The sequence below is a fragment of the Nocardia sp. NPDC051787 genome (genome assembly GCF_040681325.1).
GTDB lineage: Bacteria > Actinomycetota > Actinomycetes > Mycobacteriales > Mycobacteriaceae > Nocardia.
Genome location: NZ_JBFAYO010000002.1, coordinates 314,090 through 328,256, shown reverse-complemented (window position 1 = coordinate 328,256; position 14,167 = coordinate 314,090). Strand labels below are relative to the sequence as shown.

Genomic DNA, 14,167 nt, shown 5'->3' with positions numbered 1-14,167 from the left:
GGCCGGCCGCTCACCGAACGTCCGATCGGCGAAGATCAGGCGCCTTTGCGGGCCGCGGTCTTCTTGGCGGTCTTCTTCGCGGGTGCCTTCTTCGCTGTGCTCTTCGACGCCGCGCTCTTCGACGCCGCGCTCTTCGACGCCGCGCTCTTCGACGTGGTGCTCTCGGCCGCGCTCTTGGAACTCTTGGCCGCCGTCTTCTTCGCCGCCTTCTTCGGTTCGGTCTTCGCCGCACCGTCGCCGCCCGCCGTCCGGCGTCCGCTGGCCTCCAGGCTGCGCTGCAGCGCGGCCACCAGGTCGACCACCTCGGCGTCCATCCCGCTCGGCACCATCTCGGGCTGCTCGGGCACCGTGCCGGTGCCGCTGGCGATCGCCTCGTCCAGCAGACGTTTGAGCTCGATCTGGTATTCGTCGGTGAACTGGTCCGGATCGAAGTCGTCGGACATTGCCTCGACCAGCGTCTCGGCCATCTTGATCTCCTGCGGTTTCGGTTGGGCGACACCGTCGAGGGATTCGAAGTCGACCGAGCGCACCTCGTCCGGCCACAGCAGGGTTTGCAGCACCAGGACGCCGTCGCGCACGCGCAATGCGGCGAGCCTGGTCTTCTGGCGCAGCGTGAAGTTCACCAGCGCGGTGCGCTCGACCTCCTCGAGCGTCGTGGCCAGCAGCACGTACGCCTTCGGTGTGCTGGAATCCGGTTCCAGGTAGTAGCTCTTGTCGAACAGGATCGGGTCGATCTGGTCGGACGGCACGAACTGCAGCACCGGGATCTCATGCTTCTCCGCCACGGGCAGTTTCGCGAAGTCCTCGTCGGTCAGGACGACCTTGTCCCCGTCCGGAGACTCGTAGGCCTTGTCGATATCGGTGTACGGGACGGACTGACCGCACACGGTGCAGACGCGGTCGTATTTGATCCGGCCACCGTCCTTGGCATGGACCTGATGGAACCGGATGTCGTGGTCCTCGGTGGCGGTGTACACCTTCACCGGGACATTCACCAGCCCGAATGCGATCGAGCCTTTCCAGATCGATCTCATGCTCCCATCATGGCCGAACCCGGGCGACCGCGCGACGGAACCGGAATCCCGAGTGTCGCGGCCACGACACGCCGGCGCAGCCGCCACGGCAACGCGGCGAAGAGGCTTCGCATCGCGTCGACGGTGCCGGTCAGGTCGGTGCGGCCGGACAGATACGCGCGTTGCGCCGCCGGGGGCAACTCGAAGAACGCGTCGAAGAACTGCGGGATGTCGGCGGGCGGCAGGGCCAGCAACGCCCGCAGCCCCGCGCCGCGAAGACGATGAACAACCCGCGCGTCCGCCGGCCACACGTCCTGACCGGCCGCCATGGCATCGGCCGCGGCCAGCGCGGCGGCGACGCTGTATCCGGTCGCCGGATGCAGGAACCCTCCCGCCGCGCCGAACGTGTGCGGGCCCGGACGCCCGCCCTGGACGGGGAACCGGACATGCTCGACAGGTTCCGCACCGGTGAGCCGGATGCCTCTGGAACGCAGCCGATGGTGCAGGCGCAAGCGCAGCCGCGAACCCGCGAGCGCGGGACGACCGGCCAGACAGGTCTCTTCCAGCAGCATCCGCTCGTCGTCCAGCGGGATGGCGTAGAGGAACGAGGGCGTTTCGCCGGCCGCCGCGCCGTTGTCGGCGCGCCAATCCATGAACAGCGGTTCGAGGCCTGCGCAGCGCTCGGCGTCCACGATCACGCCATAGGCCGTCTGCTCGGCCCGCGCCGGGGAACGGGTGAGGCCGCGGGCGTCGACGACTCTGGCCGCCGCGATTGACCTGCCCGAGGCGAGAGTCACCCGCTCGGGCGAAACCTCGACCGCGCGGTCCTGGATGATCCGTGCGCCGGACAAGGACAACGACATCTGCAAACGCGCGGTATCCAGCACGACGTAGCGGCGGTCGACCCGATGCGCCCGAGTTCCCCATGCCAGCGGCCGCGCCACCGTCGCGGCAATGGCCTCCGGTGCCAGCCAATCCGGCAGTTCATCGGCCCACGCCGCATATGTGGCCGTCCATCCGCGCTCCGGCCGGGGATCCAGAGCGATGACCGTGCGCCCGCGCGCCGTAGCGCGATGCGCAAGGGCACGTCCGGCCGGGCCGAGACCACAGACGATCAGGTCCGGTGTCACGCTACGTCCGCCGGGGTGCGCCTGCGTGCATCGTCTGAGCCTTTCGTTCGCTCGCTCGGTCCTCGACTGGTCGGAGCCTAGTAGCTGCCTCGCCTCGACGGCGATATCGCGGTTCTCGCCGTCGGTCCACACTGTCATGCCGAAGCCGGGCAAGTCCGAGATGAATTCTTCGCGAATACCGCGGCACGGACCCGGCCGCGGGCCGGTTATCCGAGACCACGGTGGAGCTGCCGTCGAGACGCCGGAACAACGGCGCAGCGAACTCTGTTCCCGGGCGCGGTACCACACGCTTCGCGGACAGGTGAGATGTGCGCCCAGGAGGGTGGCGGCGTCACGGCAAATGTCCCGTCGCGCGGCGGCACCGGATCTCGGCCGCCCGGCGGGCGGTGCACGTCCGAGCGCCGGTCATGCACGGAATGTGTTCTCGCCCACCGCAGTTTCCCGCGACGTTGTTAGGATTCCGGGGCGCTGGCGCACGCATCCGGCCCCGGTGTCGAGGTTCGGCGGCGAATGACCGGCGTACCGGTGCGCCGCGATGGCGCGCCGGAAAGGTAGGCGAACCGGCGACACCGTGGCAGTCCGAGGACGAAAGCGGCCCGGCCGGAACGAGTTAGGGGTAGACGCGGTGTTCGAACTGACCAGGCGGCGCAGCCGGTGGATCCTGGGGGTGTTCGTCGTGCTCGCGCTGGCGATGGGCACACTGAGCGCGACGCTGTTCGACAAAGTGCAGGGCGGCGGGTACATCGATCCCGGCAGCGAATCCAGCCGGGCGGCCGCGGTGCTGCGGGACACCTTCGGCCAGGCCACCCCGAATCTCGTGCTGCTGGTGCAGACTCCCGGGTCGGTGGACGACGCCGGCGCGGTCACCGCGGCGACCGAGCTGGTCGCCGCGCTGAAGTCGGAATCCGGCGTCGCGGGCGTCGCCTCCTACTGGACCGAGAAGTCGCCCGCGCTGCGCAGCACCGACGGCGCCAAGGGCCTGATCGTGGCCAGCATCCTCGGCGAGGAGTCCCAAGTCGACCAACGCGTCGGCGATCTCGCCGAGCGGTTCGGCGGCACGCACGGCCCGCTGGAGGTGCGGGTCGGCGGCTACGCGATGTTGCTGCACGAGACGGTGCGACAGAGCGAGAAAGACGTCGTGCTCGGCGAATCCATCGCCTTCCCGGTCACGCTGATCGCGCTGCTGCTGGTCTTCGGTGGTTTGGTCGCGGCCAGCCTGCCGCTGGTCGTCGCCATGATCACGGTGATGATCACGATGGGCGCGCTGTGGCTGATCGCGAGCGTCACCGATCTCGCGGCGACCGCGACCAACGTCGCCACCCTGCTCGGGCTCGGCCTCGCGATCGACTACAGCCTGTTGATCATCAGCCGCTATCGCGACGAGCTGGTCGCCGGACAGCAGCCCGCGGCCGCGGTGATGGCGACCATGCGCTCGGCCGGCCGCACCGTCGCGTTCTCGGCCGTGACCGTCGCGGTGGCGCTGTCGGGCCTGTTGTTCTTCCCGCTGCTGGCCGTGCGGTCGATGGGGTACGCGGGCCTGGCCGTGGCGGTGATCGCCGCGGCGGTCTCGCTGACCGTGCTGCCCGCGATCCTGTTCCTGCTCGGCACCAAGATCGACAATGGTCAGCTGTGGTGGTTCCTGCGCGCCGCGCGGCCCGCGCCGGGCGAGGGCGCCTGGCATCGCCTGGCCCGGTTCGTGATGATGCGGCCGGTGCCCATCGGCCTCGCGGTGACCGCGCTGCTGCTGGTACTGGGCGCGCCGTTCCTCGGCGTGAAACTCGGCTTCCCGGATGAACGTTCGCTGCCGGAGTCGATGAACAACCGCCAGGTCACCGAGGCCATCCAGCGCGACTTCGCCGCCACCGAGCAGATCGGACTGTTCGCGGTGCTGCCCGAAACCACCTACGACGCGGCGGAATTGGACGCCTACGCCCGGGAACTGTCGGAGATCGAGAACGTCCGCCGGGTCGACACCGCCACCGGCAGCTATAGCCACGGCGGTCTGCTCGCCTCGCCCACCGCGGCCAACGACCGCTTCCGCGCGCCGAACGCCGCCTATCTCACCGTGGTTCCGGACACCACCGATCCCGGTGCGCTGGACCGGATCGCCAGTGCCGTGCGCGCGACGCCCGCCGCGTCGCCGGTGGTGGTCGGCGGCGTGGCCGCGGCGAACGCGGACGCGATCGACGCGGTGGTCTCCGCGCTGCCGTACGCGCTGTTGTTCGTCGTGCTGATCATGGTGGTGGTCCTGTTCCTGCTCACCGGAAGCGTCGTGCTGCCGCTGCTGGCGGTGGTGCTCAGCGTGCTGAGCCTGACCGCGACCTTCGGGGCGCTGGTCTGGATCTTCCAGGACGGGCATCTGTCCGGTTTGCTCGGCTTCACCGTCACCGGCGACCTGCCGCCGACGGTTCCGGTCATGCTGTTCGGTGTCGCGTTCGGCCTTGCCATGGACTACCAGGTGTTCCTGCTGGCCCGTATCCGCGAGGAGTATCAGCGGACCAGATCCAACGCGCTGGCGGTCACCTCCGGGCTGGAGCGGATCGGGCGGATCGTCACGGCGGCGGCGGTGTTGATCTCGCTGGTCTTCCTCGGCTTCCTCGCCTCGGACATCACGTTCATGAAAGCGTTCGGTATCGGCCTTCCGCTGGCGGTCCTGGTGGACGCGACCCTGGTCCGCGGATTCCTGCTGCCCGCGGCAATGGAGCTGCTCGGCGACTGGAACTGGTACGCACCCGGGCCACTGCGCAAGCTGCACCGGCGTTTCGGCATCGAGGAGGGACCCGCCGCCCCGGTTGCCGGCTCCCAGGATTGGCGTCAACCCGCCCGGCTCTGATCCGCGTATCCGGTAGGGTCGGTCGGGCATCCCGGGGGAGCCCGCACGGGGTGGGACGGCCGCCCGAGGATGTGGGAAGGCGACCGCGATGACGTATCCTCCCGGCCCCGGATTCGACGGTGGGTCAGGCGATTACCCGAAATCCGGCGATGTGCACTATGGGTGGGGGCAATCATCCCCGCCCAGCGAGTACCCGATGTCGGCGTGGGAAGCGCCGCCGCTGCCACCGCCGCCGAAGTCCAGCACCGGCCTGATAGCCGGGCTGGTCGTCGGCATCGTCGTTGTCCTGGTCGCGGTCGGCATCGGTGTAGCGGGGGTCCCGCGCGAGCGTGGCTCCGCGCAAGCCGCCGCCACGTCCGCCGACGCGACGACCCGTGCGACCACCGCCACCAGTACGCGGCCGGCTGGCCCGTCGTCCGGCCGGGTTAGCCACACCGAATACGCCGGGAACTGGGACTTCCGGTTCGACCGCGTCGAGTTGCACGCCGACTGGGTCGACGGCCGCGACCACTCCGACTGCGGCGACATCGACAAGGCGGGCAAGCTCACCGGTCTCGGCTGCACGTACGCGGCGGAAATGGTGTTCCGCACCGAGGGCGGCGCCTTGATGCTCACCCAGTTCATCCTCGGCTTGACCGATGAGAACCGGGCCGCCGCGGCGAAGGATCGATTCACCGACGCGGACCTGATCCTGCGGCCGGGCTCGTACATTTCCGGTTACTCGACCGGCAAGTGGAAGGACGGCAGCCAGAAGGAGTTCGTGGTGGTGACCATAGCGACCGCCACCGACGCGGTCGCCACGGAGACGGTGGAGAAGTATCTGCGCTACCGGCACGCCGACATACTCGGCGCACTGGCGTTCCGGTAGCGCGGCGGCCCGCATCGGCACGGGGATCTCCGTGGAGAGGTCAGAGTCCGCCGGTCGACAGCAGCCCGCCGTCCACCCGCACGGTCTCGCCGGTGATCCACGCGGCCTCGTCGGAGACCAGGAAGCCGATCAGGCGTGCCACGTCCTCCGGGCTGCCCAGCCGCTTCATCGGGTACACACTCGCGGCGCGTTCCTCGTCGGCCGAGTACAGCGCGTCGGCGAACTTCGTCTTGATCACGCCCGGCGCGACCGCGTTCACGCGGATCTTCGGTCCCAGCTGCCAGGCGAGTTCCTCGGTGAGGCGGATGAGCGCGGCCTTGGACGCGCCGTACGCGGCGATCACGCCGGTGGAGCGGATACCCGCCACGCTGGCCACGTTCACCACGGCGCCCCCGTGGTCGCGCATCCAGGCCTGGTACGCCTCCTGGATGTAGCCGAGCGCCGCGACCACATTCACGTCGAAGATCTTGCGCACCGCGTCCAGGTCGGCGTCCATCAGCGAGCCGAATACCGGGTTGATGCCGGTGTTGTTGATCAGGACATCCAGCGAACCGAACTCCGTGACCACGCGCTCGACCGCGGCCGCCCGATCCTCGGCGACGCCGGAGTTGCCCGCCAGCGCGACGACCTGCCCCTGGTGGCCCAGTTCCCGCAGCTCGGCGGCGGCCTCGTCCAGCGGGTCCTTCTTCCGCGCGGTGATCAGCACGTTCGCGCCGCGGCCGAGCAGCTCTGCCGCGACCGCCTTGCCGATGCCCCGGCTGGCCCCCGTGACCAGAGCGCTCTTGCCCAATAGATCGGTACTCATGGCATCGCACGGTAGCGCAGCGGTCCCCGCGTGCCGTTACCGCCGTCACATGCGGGGTGCTGGGCTGCGGGAGGGCCGTTCGTCCCGGTTAAAATCGGTGGTTCTTGTGCGCGTCGGGTCGCACAATCGAGCAGCATGCGTCCAGCACCACGATCCGCGAGGAGAAGTTTGTGATCACCGCGACCGACCTGGAGGTCCGGGCCGGAGTCCGCACCCTGCTGTCGGCCCCTGGGCCGGCACTGCGCGTGCAGGCGGGCGACCGGATCGGACTGGTCGGGCGTAACGGCGCCGGCAAGACGACCACGCTGCGCATCCTGGCGGGCGAGGGCGAGCCGTACGCGGGAAAGATCCTGCGTTCCAGCGAGATCGGTTACCTGCCGCAGGATCCGCGCGAAGGCAACCTGGACGTGCTGGCCCGCGATCGGGTGCTGTCCGCGCGCGGCCTGGACACGCTGATCCGGGAGATGGAGAAGCAGCAGGCCCTGATGGCCGAGGTGGCCGACGACAAGGAGCGCGAGAAGGCGGTACGCAAGTACGGCAGGCTCGAGGAACGGTTCTCCGCTCTGGGCGGTTACGTCGCCGAGAGCGAAGCGGCGCGCATCTGCCACAGCCTCGGATTGCCCGACCGGGTGCTCGGCCAGCCATTGCGCACTCTCTCCGGCGGCCAGCGCCGCCGAATCGAATTGGCGCGCATCCTGTTCGCCGCCTCCGATGGCAGCGGCGGCCGCTCGGACACCATTCTGCTGCTGGACGAGCCGACCAACCATCTCGACGCCGACTCGATCACCTGGCTGCGCGGTTTCCTGCAGAACCACGACGGTGGCCTGATCGTGATCAGCCACGACGTCGAACTGCTCGCCGACGTGGTGAACAAGGTGTGGTTCCTGGACGCGGTGCGCGGCGAAGCCGACATCTACAACATGGGGTGGAAGAAGTATCTGGACGCACGCGCCACCGACGAACAGCGCAGGCGCCGCGAACGCGCGAACGCCGAGAAGAAGGCGAGCGCGCTGCGCGCCCAGGCGGCCAAGCTCGGCGCGAAGGCCACGAAAGCGACTGCGGCGCAGAACATGGCCAAACGGGCCGATCGACTGATGGCCGAACTCGACGACGTGCGCGTCGCCGACAAGGTCGCCAGGATCAAGTTCCCCGAGCCCGCGCCGTGCGGGAAGACGCCGCTGATGGCCGAGAACCTGACCAAGGTCTACGGTTCGCTGGAGATCTTCACCGGCGTCGATCTCGCGATCGACCGCGGCAGCCGGGTGGTGGTGCTCGGGCTCAACGGCGCGGGCAAGACCACCCTGCTGCGCCTGCTTGCCGGTGTCGAGCAGCCGACCGCGGGCGGCTTGGTGCCCGGCCACGGCTTGAAGATCGGATACTTCGCGCAGGAGCACGACACCCTGGACGATGACGCCACCGTCTGGGAGAACATCCGCCACGCCGCGCCGGACGCGGGTGAACAGGACCTGCGTGGCCTGCTCGGCGCGTTCATGTTCTCCGGTCCGCAGCTCGACCAGCCCGCAGGCACTCTCTCGGGTGGTGAGAAGACCCGTCTGGCACTGGCCGGTCTGGTCTCCTCGGCGGCGAACGTGCTGCTGCTCGACGAGCCGACGAACAATCTCGACCCGGTCTCGCGCGAGCAGGTGCTGGACGCGCTGCGCACCTACGCGGGCGCGGTGGTACTGGTGACCCACGACCCAGGGGCAGCGGAGGCGTTGTCTCCGGAACGGGTGATCCTTCTCCCGGACGGGACAGAAGACCACTGGTCGGCGGAATATCTGGAACTTATTCAGCTTGCGTGAGTTTCATCACAGGAACCCGTTGATCATGGCCTGCTGAGTGCTTAGCCTGGAAAGACGCTGCTCGGCGACTCGGAGGAAGCCATGAGCGACAGGCCCACACAGAGCAAGGCCACATTGGGTAAGGGCACACGCGTCACCGGGAAGTCACGCGATCGCCTACAAACCCAGCTGAAGAAGCAATACGAGGCGGGTGCGAGCATCCGGTCACTGGCACGGTCCACCGGCCGTTCCTATGGCTTCATCCACAACGTGCTAGTGGAGTCGCATGTGCAGCTCCGCAGCCGGGGTGGGGCCAATCGCCGGAAAGGCCAGTAGCGCCCTGCGATGAATTCGCGCCGCGGGGATCGTCCGCACTGTTGAAACCGGTGTCGACGGAAGGACCTCGCGGTGCGGGAGCTGCTGCTGCAGATCATGGTGACGTTGGACGGCTACGCGGCCGGGCCGGACGGAGCGCTCGACTGGATCGAGGTCGACGATCCCGGACTGGACGACTATCTCGCCGAGCTGCTCACCGGCGTCGACGCGCAGATCTTCGGGCGCACGTCCTACGAGCTGCTCGCCGGGTATTGGCCGCAGGCGCAACGGAATCCGGCCACACCCGGAGACGCGCGGCTCGCTCCGCTGGTCAACGCGCTGCCCAAACTGGTGCTCACGCACCGGGGGGACCTGGAGCTGCCGTGGCAGCCCGCCCGCCGGATCGGCGCGGACCTGCCCGCCGAGATCGCGGAGCTGAAGAACAGCTCCGGCAAGCCGGTGGTGGTGTTCGCGGGCGTGCGGACCGCGCAGGAGTTCCTGCGCCTCGACGCGGCAGACGAGCTTCGGCTGCTGGTGTTTCCGGTGCTGCTCGGCGCGGGTCGGCCGCTGTTCGAGGGGGTGGCGCCACGGCGGCTGCGGCTGGTGGACGTCGTCGCGTTCCCGGCGTCCGGCGTGGTGCGGCAGACCTATCGCCGGGCTCAGTAACCGGCCACCACGCCGTCGCCGTCCACCAGGAGGTTGGCCAGGCTGCGGAAGATGGGCAGTCCGGTCTTGATCTCCAAATAGGCGAACTGGCCCTGCGGATTGACCTCGAGAAAGTAGTACTCGCCATCGCGGCCGAGCCGGATGTCGAGTACCCCGAAGGACAGCCCGAGCGCACCCATCAGGGTGGCCAGCGATTTGCTCACCGCGGCGGGCAGGTGGTCGGGCGTGAAGTCGACCGAGGTGTCCAGGCGGGAGTCGACCTTGCCGACCCCGGCCTGGGAGTCGATGCGCACGGTCCATTCGATCCCGTCCACCCACACGACGCGCAGGTCACACGTGGCGTCGATGTAGTCCTGGAAGGTGGTCGGCGCCGAACGGATCGCGGCGAGCCTGCCGAAGTCGTCGCGGGAGATGATCCTGGTTTCGGCGAATTCGCCGCGGCTGGTGCCGGTGCGCTTGTAAACGACCGGACCGGGCCGGGATTCGACGAAACTGCGCGCCTCGTCCGGGTCGTTGGTGATCAGCGTCTCCGGTACCGCGAACCCGGCCCGCAGCGCCGTTTCCAGCTGCACGATCTTGCGTCCCGCGGTGCGGTCCGCGCCTGGGTCGTTGACCCAGTAAGCCGGGATGGACCAGAGCAATCCCTGGATGAAGCCATCGCACTCGGCTTGGCGAAAGTCGTTGTCCGAGGCTCGGACCCCCGCGGGCACCTGGGCGGGATGCGGGCGCCGCCACCACACCGACCGGACGTCGTCGAGGCCGATCAGGTGCGACAGCGAGCGAGTCGTGCCGAGCCGGTCCAGGCGGAAGCTGCCGGACTCGCGCGGAAAATCCCGCAAGTCGAGTTGAATCGGACTGAGCCCATGGTGCTCTCGTAACGTCGCCGCCATCGCGGTGCCGTGGAGGTCATCGGATTCGGAGACGATCAAGACCGAAGCCTTCCGGCGTGCCGCCATGCGCGTGCCGTTCAGTCGAGACTGTCGCAGTTGATGCCGTCGTCGCTGCCGCCGAGCGATTTGGTCTGGCAGTAGGTGAACGTCGCGCCGCCCGCACCCGGGCCCTGGACGAGTTGCAGCCGGTCGGCCCAGCTTTCGGTGAGGCGGCGCAGCTGGTCGTCGCCGAGCGCCTCCGACGGCGACTCCGGGATGGTCATCGGCCGGTCGACCAGGTCGATCCGCAGTCGCTGGGTGAAGTCGGCGGTGGCGCCCGCGCGAATGTCCACCAGCACTGGGCGGCCGTCCTGACCGGAGTGCGGCACAGCGGAATCGACTACTCGCAGAACGTCGGACCGGCGGAAAGTCCACGTTCCCTCGGCGACGCGCACGCTGATCTCGCGGTCCGATTCCGCGACCAGCAGACCCTGGAGCGGAGGAACGCGGTCACCCCTCGGCGTCGTCCCGGGAAGGCGGATTGCGTCGGTCATAGCCGTTTCTCCGATCTGCTCACCATTTGCCACGACCCCCAAGCGTGTGAGCGATCATATCGCGGTAGGCGCTGCGATCGGTTGGGATCGGGAGATTTACCGGCCGATGGCAAACTGAATTCCGATCCGGAACTGGCGAGCACCGAAAGATTTCCGGCAGGACGGAAATAGTCAGGGGGCGATTATCGCGCTACCCCCGGTGGTGGCTACAGACCGCGTCCATAGCCCGATATTGGCGGCTGTGCATCTGTACTTTCGTGCACCGCGGCCTCCGGCGGGCGGCCCCGGCCGGAACCGTCACCGCGTCCGCACGGATCGTATTTCCTCGGCTCGGCAATGTGGGTCGTCTTGATCAGCTTGATCGAATCGGACTGCGTGAGCTGGGATTTGCGGTGCCACGCGCGCCGGAGGGGGCTCAGCGCCGGTTGCTGTTGCGCTCGGCCCACCACGCGGAAGCGTCGACGAAGTGGTTGTCGAACTCGTCTTGGGCCGCCGCGAGCTCGGCCATGGTCGATTCGCCTGCGGCGATGCGCTCCAGGAGGCGGAAGTACTCGAAGCGCTGCACGCCCGGTGTGAGGGCGATCAAGATGCGCGCCGAGCTGTCCGGCGCGGCGCCGAACGCGTGCGGCATGAACCTGGGCACCACGATCGAACCGCCCGCGCCCACCGTGACGATCCGGTCGCCCGCCAGCAGTTGCAGTTCGCCGTCGGCGACATAGAACAGCTCTTCGGAAAGCGTGTGGTAATGCGGTGCCGCGCCGTCGGCCCCGCGGTCCATGGTCACTTCGAGCGTGCTCAGGGCGCCACCCGCCGCCTCGGCGTCGATCAGTAGTCGCAGGGTGGCCGACTTCGTGTGCAGTGTCTCCGCGTCCTGCGGCTGGCGGATCGCGGCATCGGTGTGCGGGGCGGGGGCGCTCATCGGTACTCCAATGATTCGTTGATTTATAGTTCGCTACCGAACTATATACCGACGAATAGAATCCGCCCATGACCGAACGCAAGACCGACCCCATCGACGCGATCGTGGCGCAGTGGCGGCGCGAACGCCCGGACCTCGACCTCGGGGCCATGGCCGTGATCGGCAGGATGGGCAGGCTGATGATGGTGGCACAGCGCGAGATCGAGGCGGTGTTCGGCAAACACGGCCTGCAACGCGGTGAGTTCGATGTACTCGCCGCGTTGCGTCGTTCGGGGGAACCCTTCGAGCTGAACCCATCGGTCCTCGCCGATACGCTGATGCTCTCGCGGGCGGGGATGACCGGGCGGTTGGATCGGCTGGAAGCGGCGGGGCTGGTGCGGCGGGTCGCGGACGGACAGGACCGTCGCGCGATCCGGGTCGCCCTCACCGAGGCAGGGCGGGAGCTCGTCGACACCGTGGTCACCGAACACACCGCGAACGAGACCAGGATGCTGTCCGTGCTGACCGCCGATGAGCGGCGTGAACTGGACCGGATCGCGCGAATTCTGCTCAGCAGCATGGAACCGGGGGACCAGGCGCGGTAGCCCACGCGGCCCTCGACCCGTCGAAACTCGCTCTACATGGGGAAACTCGGGGGCCGGATGAGGTAGCTCGATACTCACGCCTGCGGTGCCGCGCGGGTTTACCTTGGAATTGCGTGCCGAAAGTTTCGGTGCGATTGTGCAAGGAGGACACGATGATCGACATCATCACTCTCCGCGGCACCGGGGAGCCGCGGAACTCCGATGGAACGCCCGCGGGCATGCTGCACGAAGTCGCCAAACTACTCGACACCGACAAATTCAGCTGCTTCGAGCCCGAGTGGCCCGCATCGGTGGGACCTGTGCCGGTGGGGCCCGCGCCGAATGTCTGGGGGCCCTCGCTGGACACATCGGTGCGGCTCGGCACGGCTGCGGGGGTGAAAGCCATCCAGGAGTCGCCGAATGTCTGCGGGCTGCTGAGTTATTCGCTCGGCGGCATCTGTGCGAGCCGGATCTTGGAGGGCGTCCGGTCGGGGAAGTACAAGAACATCGACGGCACGCCGCTGGAGATCGCGTTCGCGGTGAACATCGCCAACCCGTTGCGGCGGGCCGGTGAGTCGGTCGGAAACCTCTGCCCGGCATCGACCTTCGGTCTGCACGGGCAGCGCGGCGCGTGGCCTGCCTCGGTCGCGGTCCGCGAGTACGCCAACCCCGGCGACATCATCACCGCCGCCCCGAAGGATTCGCCGTTGCGCATCATCGGTGTCGGTATCTCGCCGTTCTCCTTCGTCGAGGGCGCTCGCATCGGCAACGTCGCGCCGCTGATCTTCGCCGAACTACTCGAAATCCTGCAACGCGACCCGATCGGCAACCTCGATCGCTACAGCGCGGCGGTCCGCGGCGTCATCGGTTACCTGACCCCATGGCCGTACGGTCAGCACGTGCTCTACGCGACGAAAAACATGCCGGGCACGAATGTTCTCTGGACCAAGCACGCGGCGGAGTACATCAACACCACCTACTCCTCCGCCTCTCCGGGTCTTTAGGCCGTACTAGTTGGGTGCCGCCGCATTTGCGTTCAGGTCCTGCGCTGCGTGCCACCCGCGTTCTGGGCGTACCGGGCGAGTTACCCATGTAGGTGCGAAATCAGTCGTCACGTTGGAGGTTGCGGCAGAAGCGCGGAGAAGAGAAGAAAGGGAGCGTCAGTGCTTGCGGCGGACGGAGGCCTCGACTAGATCGAGCACCGCGGAGAGGTTTTCGTTGGTGTGGCCGGAGGCGATTCGGGCGATCAAGCCGTCCAGGACGAGGTCGAGGTAGCCGAGCAGGACGTCGGTGGGGACGTCGTCGCGCAGTGCGCCCGCGGCCTTGCGGCGTTCCAGGCGGGCCAGGGTGGCGGCGGTGAGCTCGGCCGAACGCTGGGTCCAGCCGGCGCGGAATTCGGGATCGGTGCGCAAGCGCCGCGCGATCTCCAAACGCGTTCCGAGCCAGTTGAACTGCTCAGGGTGGGCGAGCATATCGCGCATCACCTGCACGATGCCCTGGTTGGCCGCGACGTCGGCCATGCGCTCGGCATCCTCTTGGGCGAGGGCGAGAAACAGCGCGTCCTTGTCGCGGAAATGATGGAAGATGGCACCCCGGGAGAGCCCGATCTCCTCCTCCAGGCGGCGCACGGTGGCGCCGTCGTAGCCGTACTCGGCGAAGCAGCGGCGTGCCCCGTCGAGAATCTGGCTGCGCCGGGCGGCGAGGTGATCGTCACTGACCTTGGGCATCGGGCTCCTCCGGGGGAAGCGGGCATCGCGCGTGGGGTGCGCGGTGCGGCGCGAAGCGGAATGTGGAGAGGTCCGCGCACCGCGGATGCGGTGCACGGACCCTTCTGCGACGGTTCCTACCGTC

The 14,167-nt window shown here is 68.3% G+C and carries 14 protein-coding genes; 7 read left to right on the top strand and 7 right to left on the bottom strand.

Annotation, left to right across the window (positions count from 1 at the left end; translation table 11 throughout):
- Positions 1 to 35: 35 nt before the first annotated feature.
- Positions 36 to 1,034 carry a Ku protein gene (locus tag AB0M45_RS03410; protein WP_364322413.1) on the bottom strand — a complete coding sequence of 333 codons (999 nt, stop codon included), beginning with the start codon at positions 1,032 to 1,034 and terminating at the stop codon, positions 36 to 38.
- Positions 1,031 to 2,143, bottom strand: a complete 1,113-nt coding sequence (locus AB0M45_RS03405; protein WP_364322411.1) for a lycopene cyclase family protein — start codon at positions 2,141 to 2,143, stop codon at positions 1,031 to 1,033. The genes AB0M45_RS03410 and AB0M45_RS03405 overlap by 4 nt, the downstream gene beginning before the upstream one ends.
- 625 nt (positions 2,144 to 2,768) lie before the next feature.
- On the opposite strand from AB0M45_RS03405, the gene AB0M45_RS03400 reads away from it, so the two are divergent.
- Both AB0M45_RS03400 and AB0M45_RS03395 read left to right on the top strand, forming a co-directional pair.
- Positions 2,769 to 4,976, top strand: coding sequence for an MMPL family transporter (locus AB0M45_RS03400; protein ID WP_364322409.1), 2,208 nt, complete (start codon positions 2,769 to 2,771; stop codon positions 4,974 to 4,976).
- 88 nt (positions 4,977 to 5,064) lie between these two features.
- Complete coding sequence (locus AB0M45_RS03395) at positions 5,065 to 5,844, top strand: hypothetical protein (RefSeq protein ID WP_364322407.1); 780 nt, start codon at positions 5,065 to 5,067, stop codon at positions 5,842 to 5,844.
- Positions 5,845 to 5,884: 40 nt separating this feature from the next.
- Here the strand turns inward: AB0M45_RS03395 and AB0M45_RS03390 are convergent, their stop codons facing one another.
- Complete coding sequence (locus AB0M45_RS03390; protein WP_364322405.1) at positions 5,885 to 6,649, bottom strand: SDR family oxidoreductase; 765 nt, start codon at positions 6,647 to 6,649, stop codon at positions 5,885 to 5,887.
- A gap of 170 nt (positions 6,650 to 6,819) precedes the next feature.
- Here AB0M45_RS03390 and AB0M45_RS03385 point away from each other — a divergent pair, with 170 nt between their 5' ends.
- The 3 genes from AB0M45_RS03385 to AB0M45_RS03375 all read left to right on the top strand — a co-directional run bounded on the left by AB0M45_RS03385 (position 6,820) and on the right by AB0M45_RS03375 (position 9,411).
- Positions 6,820 to 8,451, top strand: coding sequence for an ABC-F family ATP-binding cassette domain-containing protein (locus AB0M45_RS03385; RefSeq protein WP_364322403.1), 1,632 nt, complete (start codon positions 6,820 to 6,822; stop codon positions 8,449 to 8,451).
- A gap of 81 nt (positions 8,452 to 8,532) precedes the next feature.
- Entirely contained in the window at positions 8,533 to 8,766 is a 234-nt protein-coding gene (locus tag AB0M45_RS03380) for a helix-turn-helix domain-containing protein (protein WP_083889466.1), read from the top strand.
- A 72-nt stretch (positions 8,767 to 8,838) separates the two neighbouring features.
- Complete coding sequence (locus AB0M45_RS03375) at positions 8,839 to 9,411, top strand: dihydrofolate reductase family protein (protein ID WP_364322400.1); 573 nt, start codon at positions 8,839 to 8,841, stop codon at positions 9,409 to 9,411.
- Here the strand turns inward: AB0M45_RS03375 and AB0M45_RS03370 are convergent.
- The 3 genes from AB0M45_RS03370 to AB0M45_RS03360 all read right to left on the bottom strand — a co-directional run bounded on the left by AB0M45_RS03370 (position 9,405) and on the right by AB0M45_RS03360 (position 11,753).
- Positions 9,405 to 10,340, bottom strand: coding sequence for a hypothetical protein (locus AB0M45_RS03370; protein WP_364322398.1), 936 nt, complete (start codon positions 10,338 to 10,340; stop codon positions 9,405 to 9,407). The genes AB0M45_RS03375 and AB0M45_RS03370 overlap by 7 nt on opposite strands.
- Positions 10,341 to 10,378: 38 nt before the next feature.
- The gene (locus tag AB0M45_RS03365; protein WP_364322396.1) at positions 10,379 to 10,834 is read right to left on the bottom strand and encodes a hypothetical protein; all 456 of its coding nucleotides are present in this window, start codon (positions 10,832 to 10,834) and stop codon (positions 10,379 to 10,381) included.
- A 415-nt stretch (positions 10,835 to 11,249) separates the two neighbouring features.
- On the bottom strand, positions 11,250 to 11,753 hold the full coding sequence (locus AB0M45_RS03360) for a cupin domain-containing protein (RefSeq protein WP_364322394.1): 504 nt from the start codon (positions 11,751 to 11,753) through the stop codon (positions 11,250 to 11,252).
- A gap of 68 nt (positions 11,754 to 11,821) precedes the next feature.
- On the opposite strand from AB0M45_RS03360, the gene AB0M45_RS03355 reads away from it, so the two are divergent.
- Together AB0M45_RS03355 and AB0M45_RS03350 are read left to right on the top strand one after the other, a co-directional pair.
- A complete protein-coding gene (locus AB0M45_RS03355) occupies positions 11,822 to 12,337 on the top strand; it encodes a MarR family transcriptional regulator (RefSeq protein ID WP_364322392.1) in 516 nt (171 codons plus the stop codon).
- 152 nt (positions 12,338 to 12,489) lie between these two features.
- Positions 12,490 to 13,320 (top strand): hypothetical protein, encoded by an 831-nt coding sequence (locus AB0M45_RS03350; protein ID WP_364322390.1) that lies wholly within the window; start codon positions 12,490 to 12,492, stop codon positions 13,318 to 13,320.
- 156 nt (positions 13,321 to 13,476) lie between these two features.
- Here AB0M45_RS03350 and AB0M45_RS03345 read toward each other — a convergent pair whose 3' ends face one another.
- Complete coding sequence (locus AB0M45_RS03345) at positions 13,477 to 14,043, bottom strand: TetR/AcrR family transcriptional regulator (RefSeq protein WP_067465980.1); 567 nt, start codon at positions 14,041 to 14,043, stop codon at positions 13,477 to 13,479.
- Between the last annotated feature and the right edge of the window lie 124 nt (positions 14,044 to 14,167).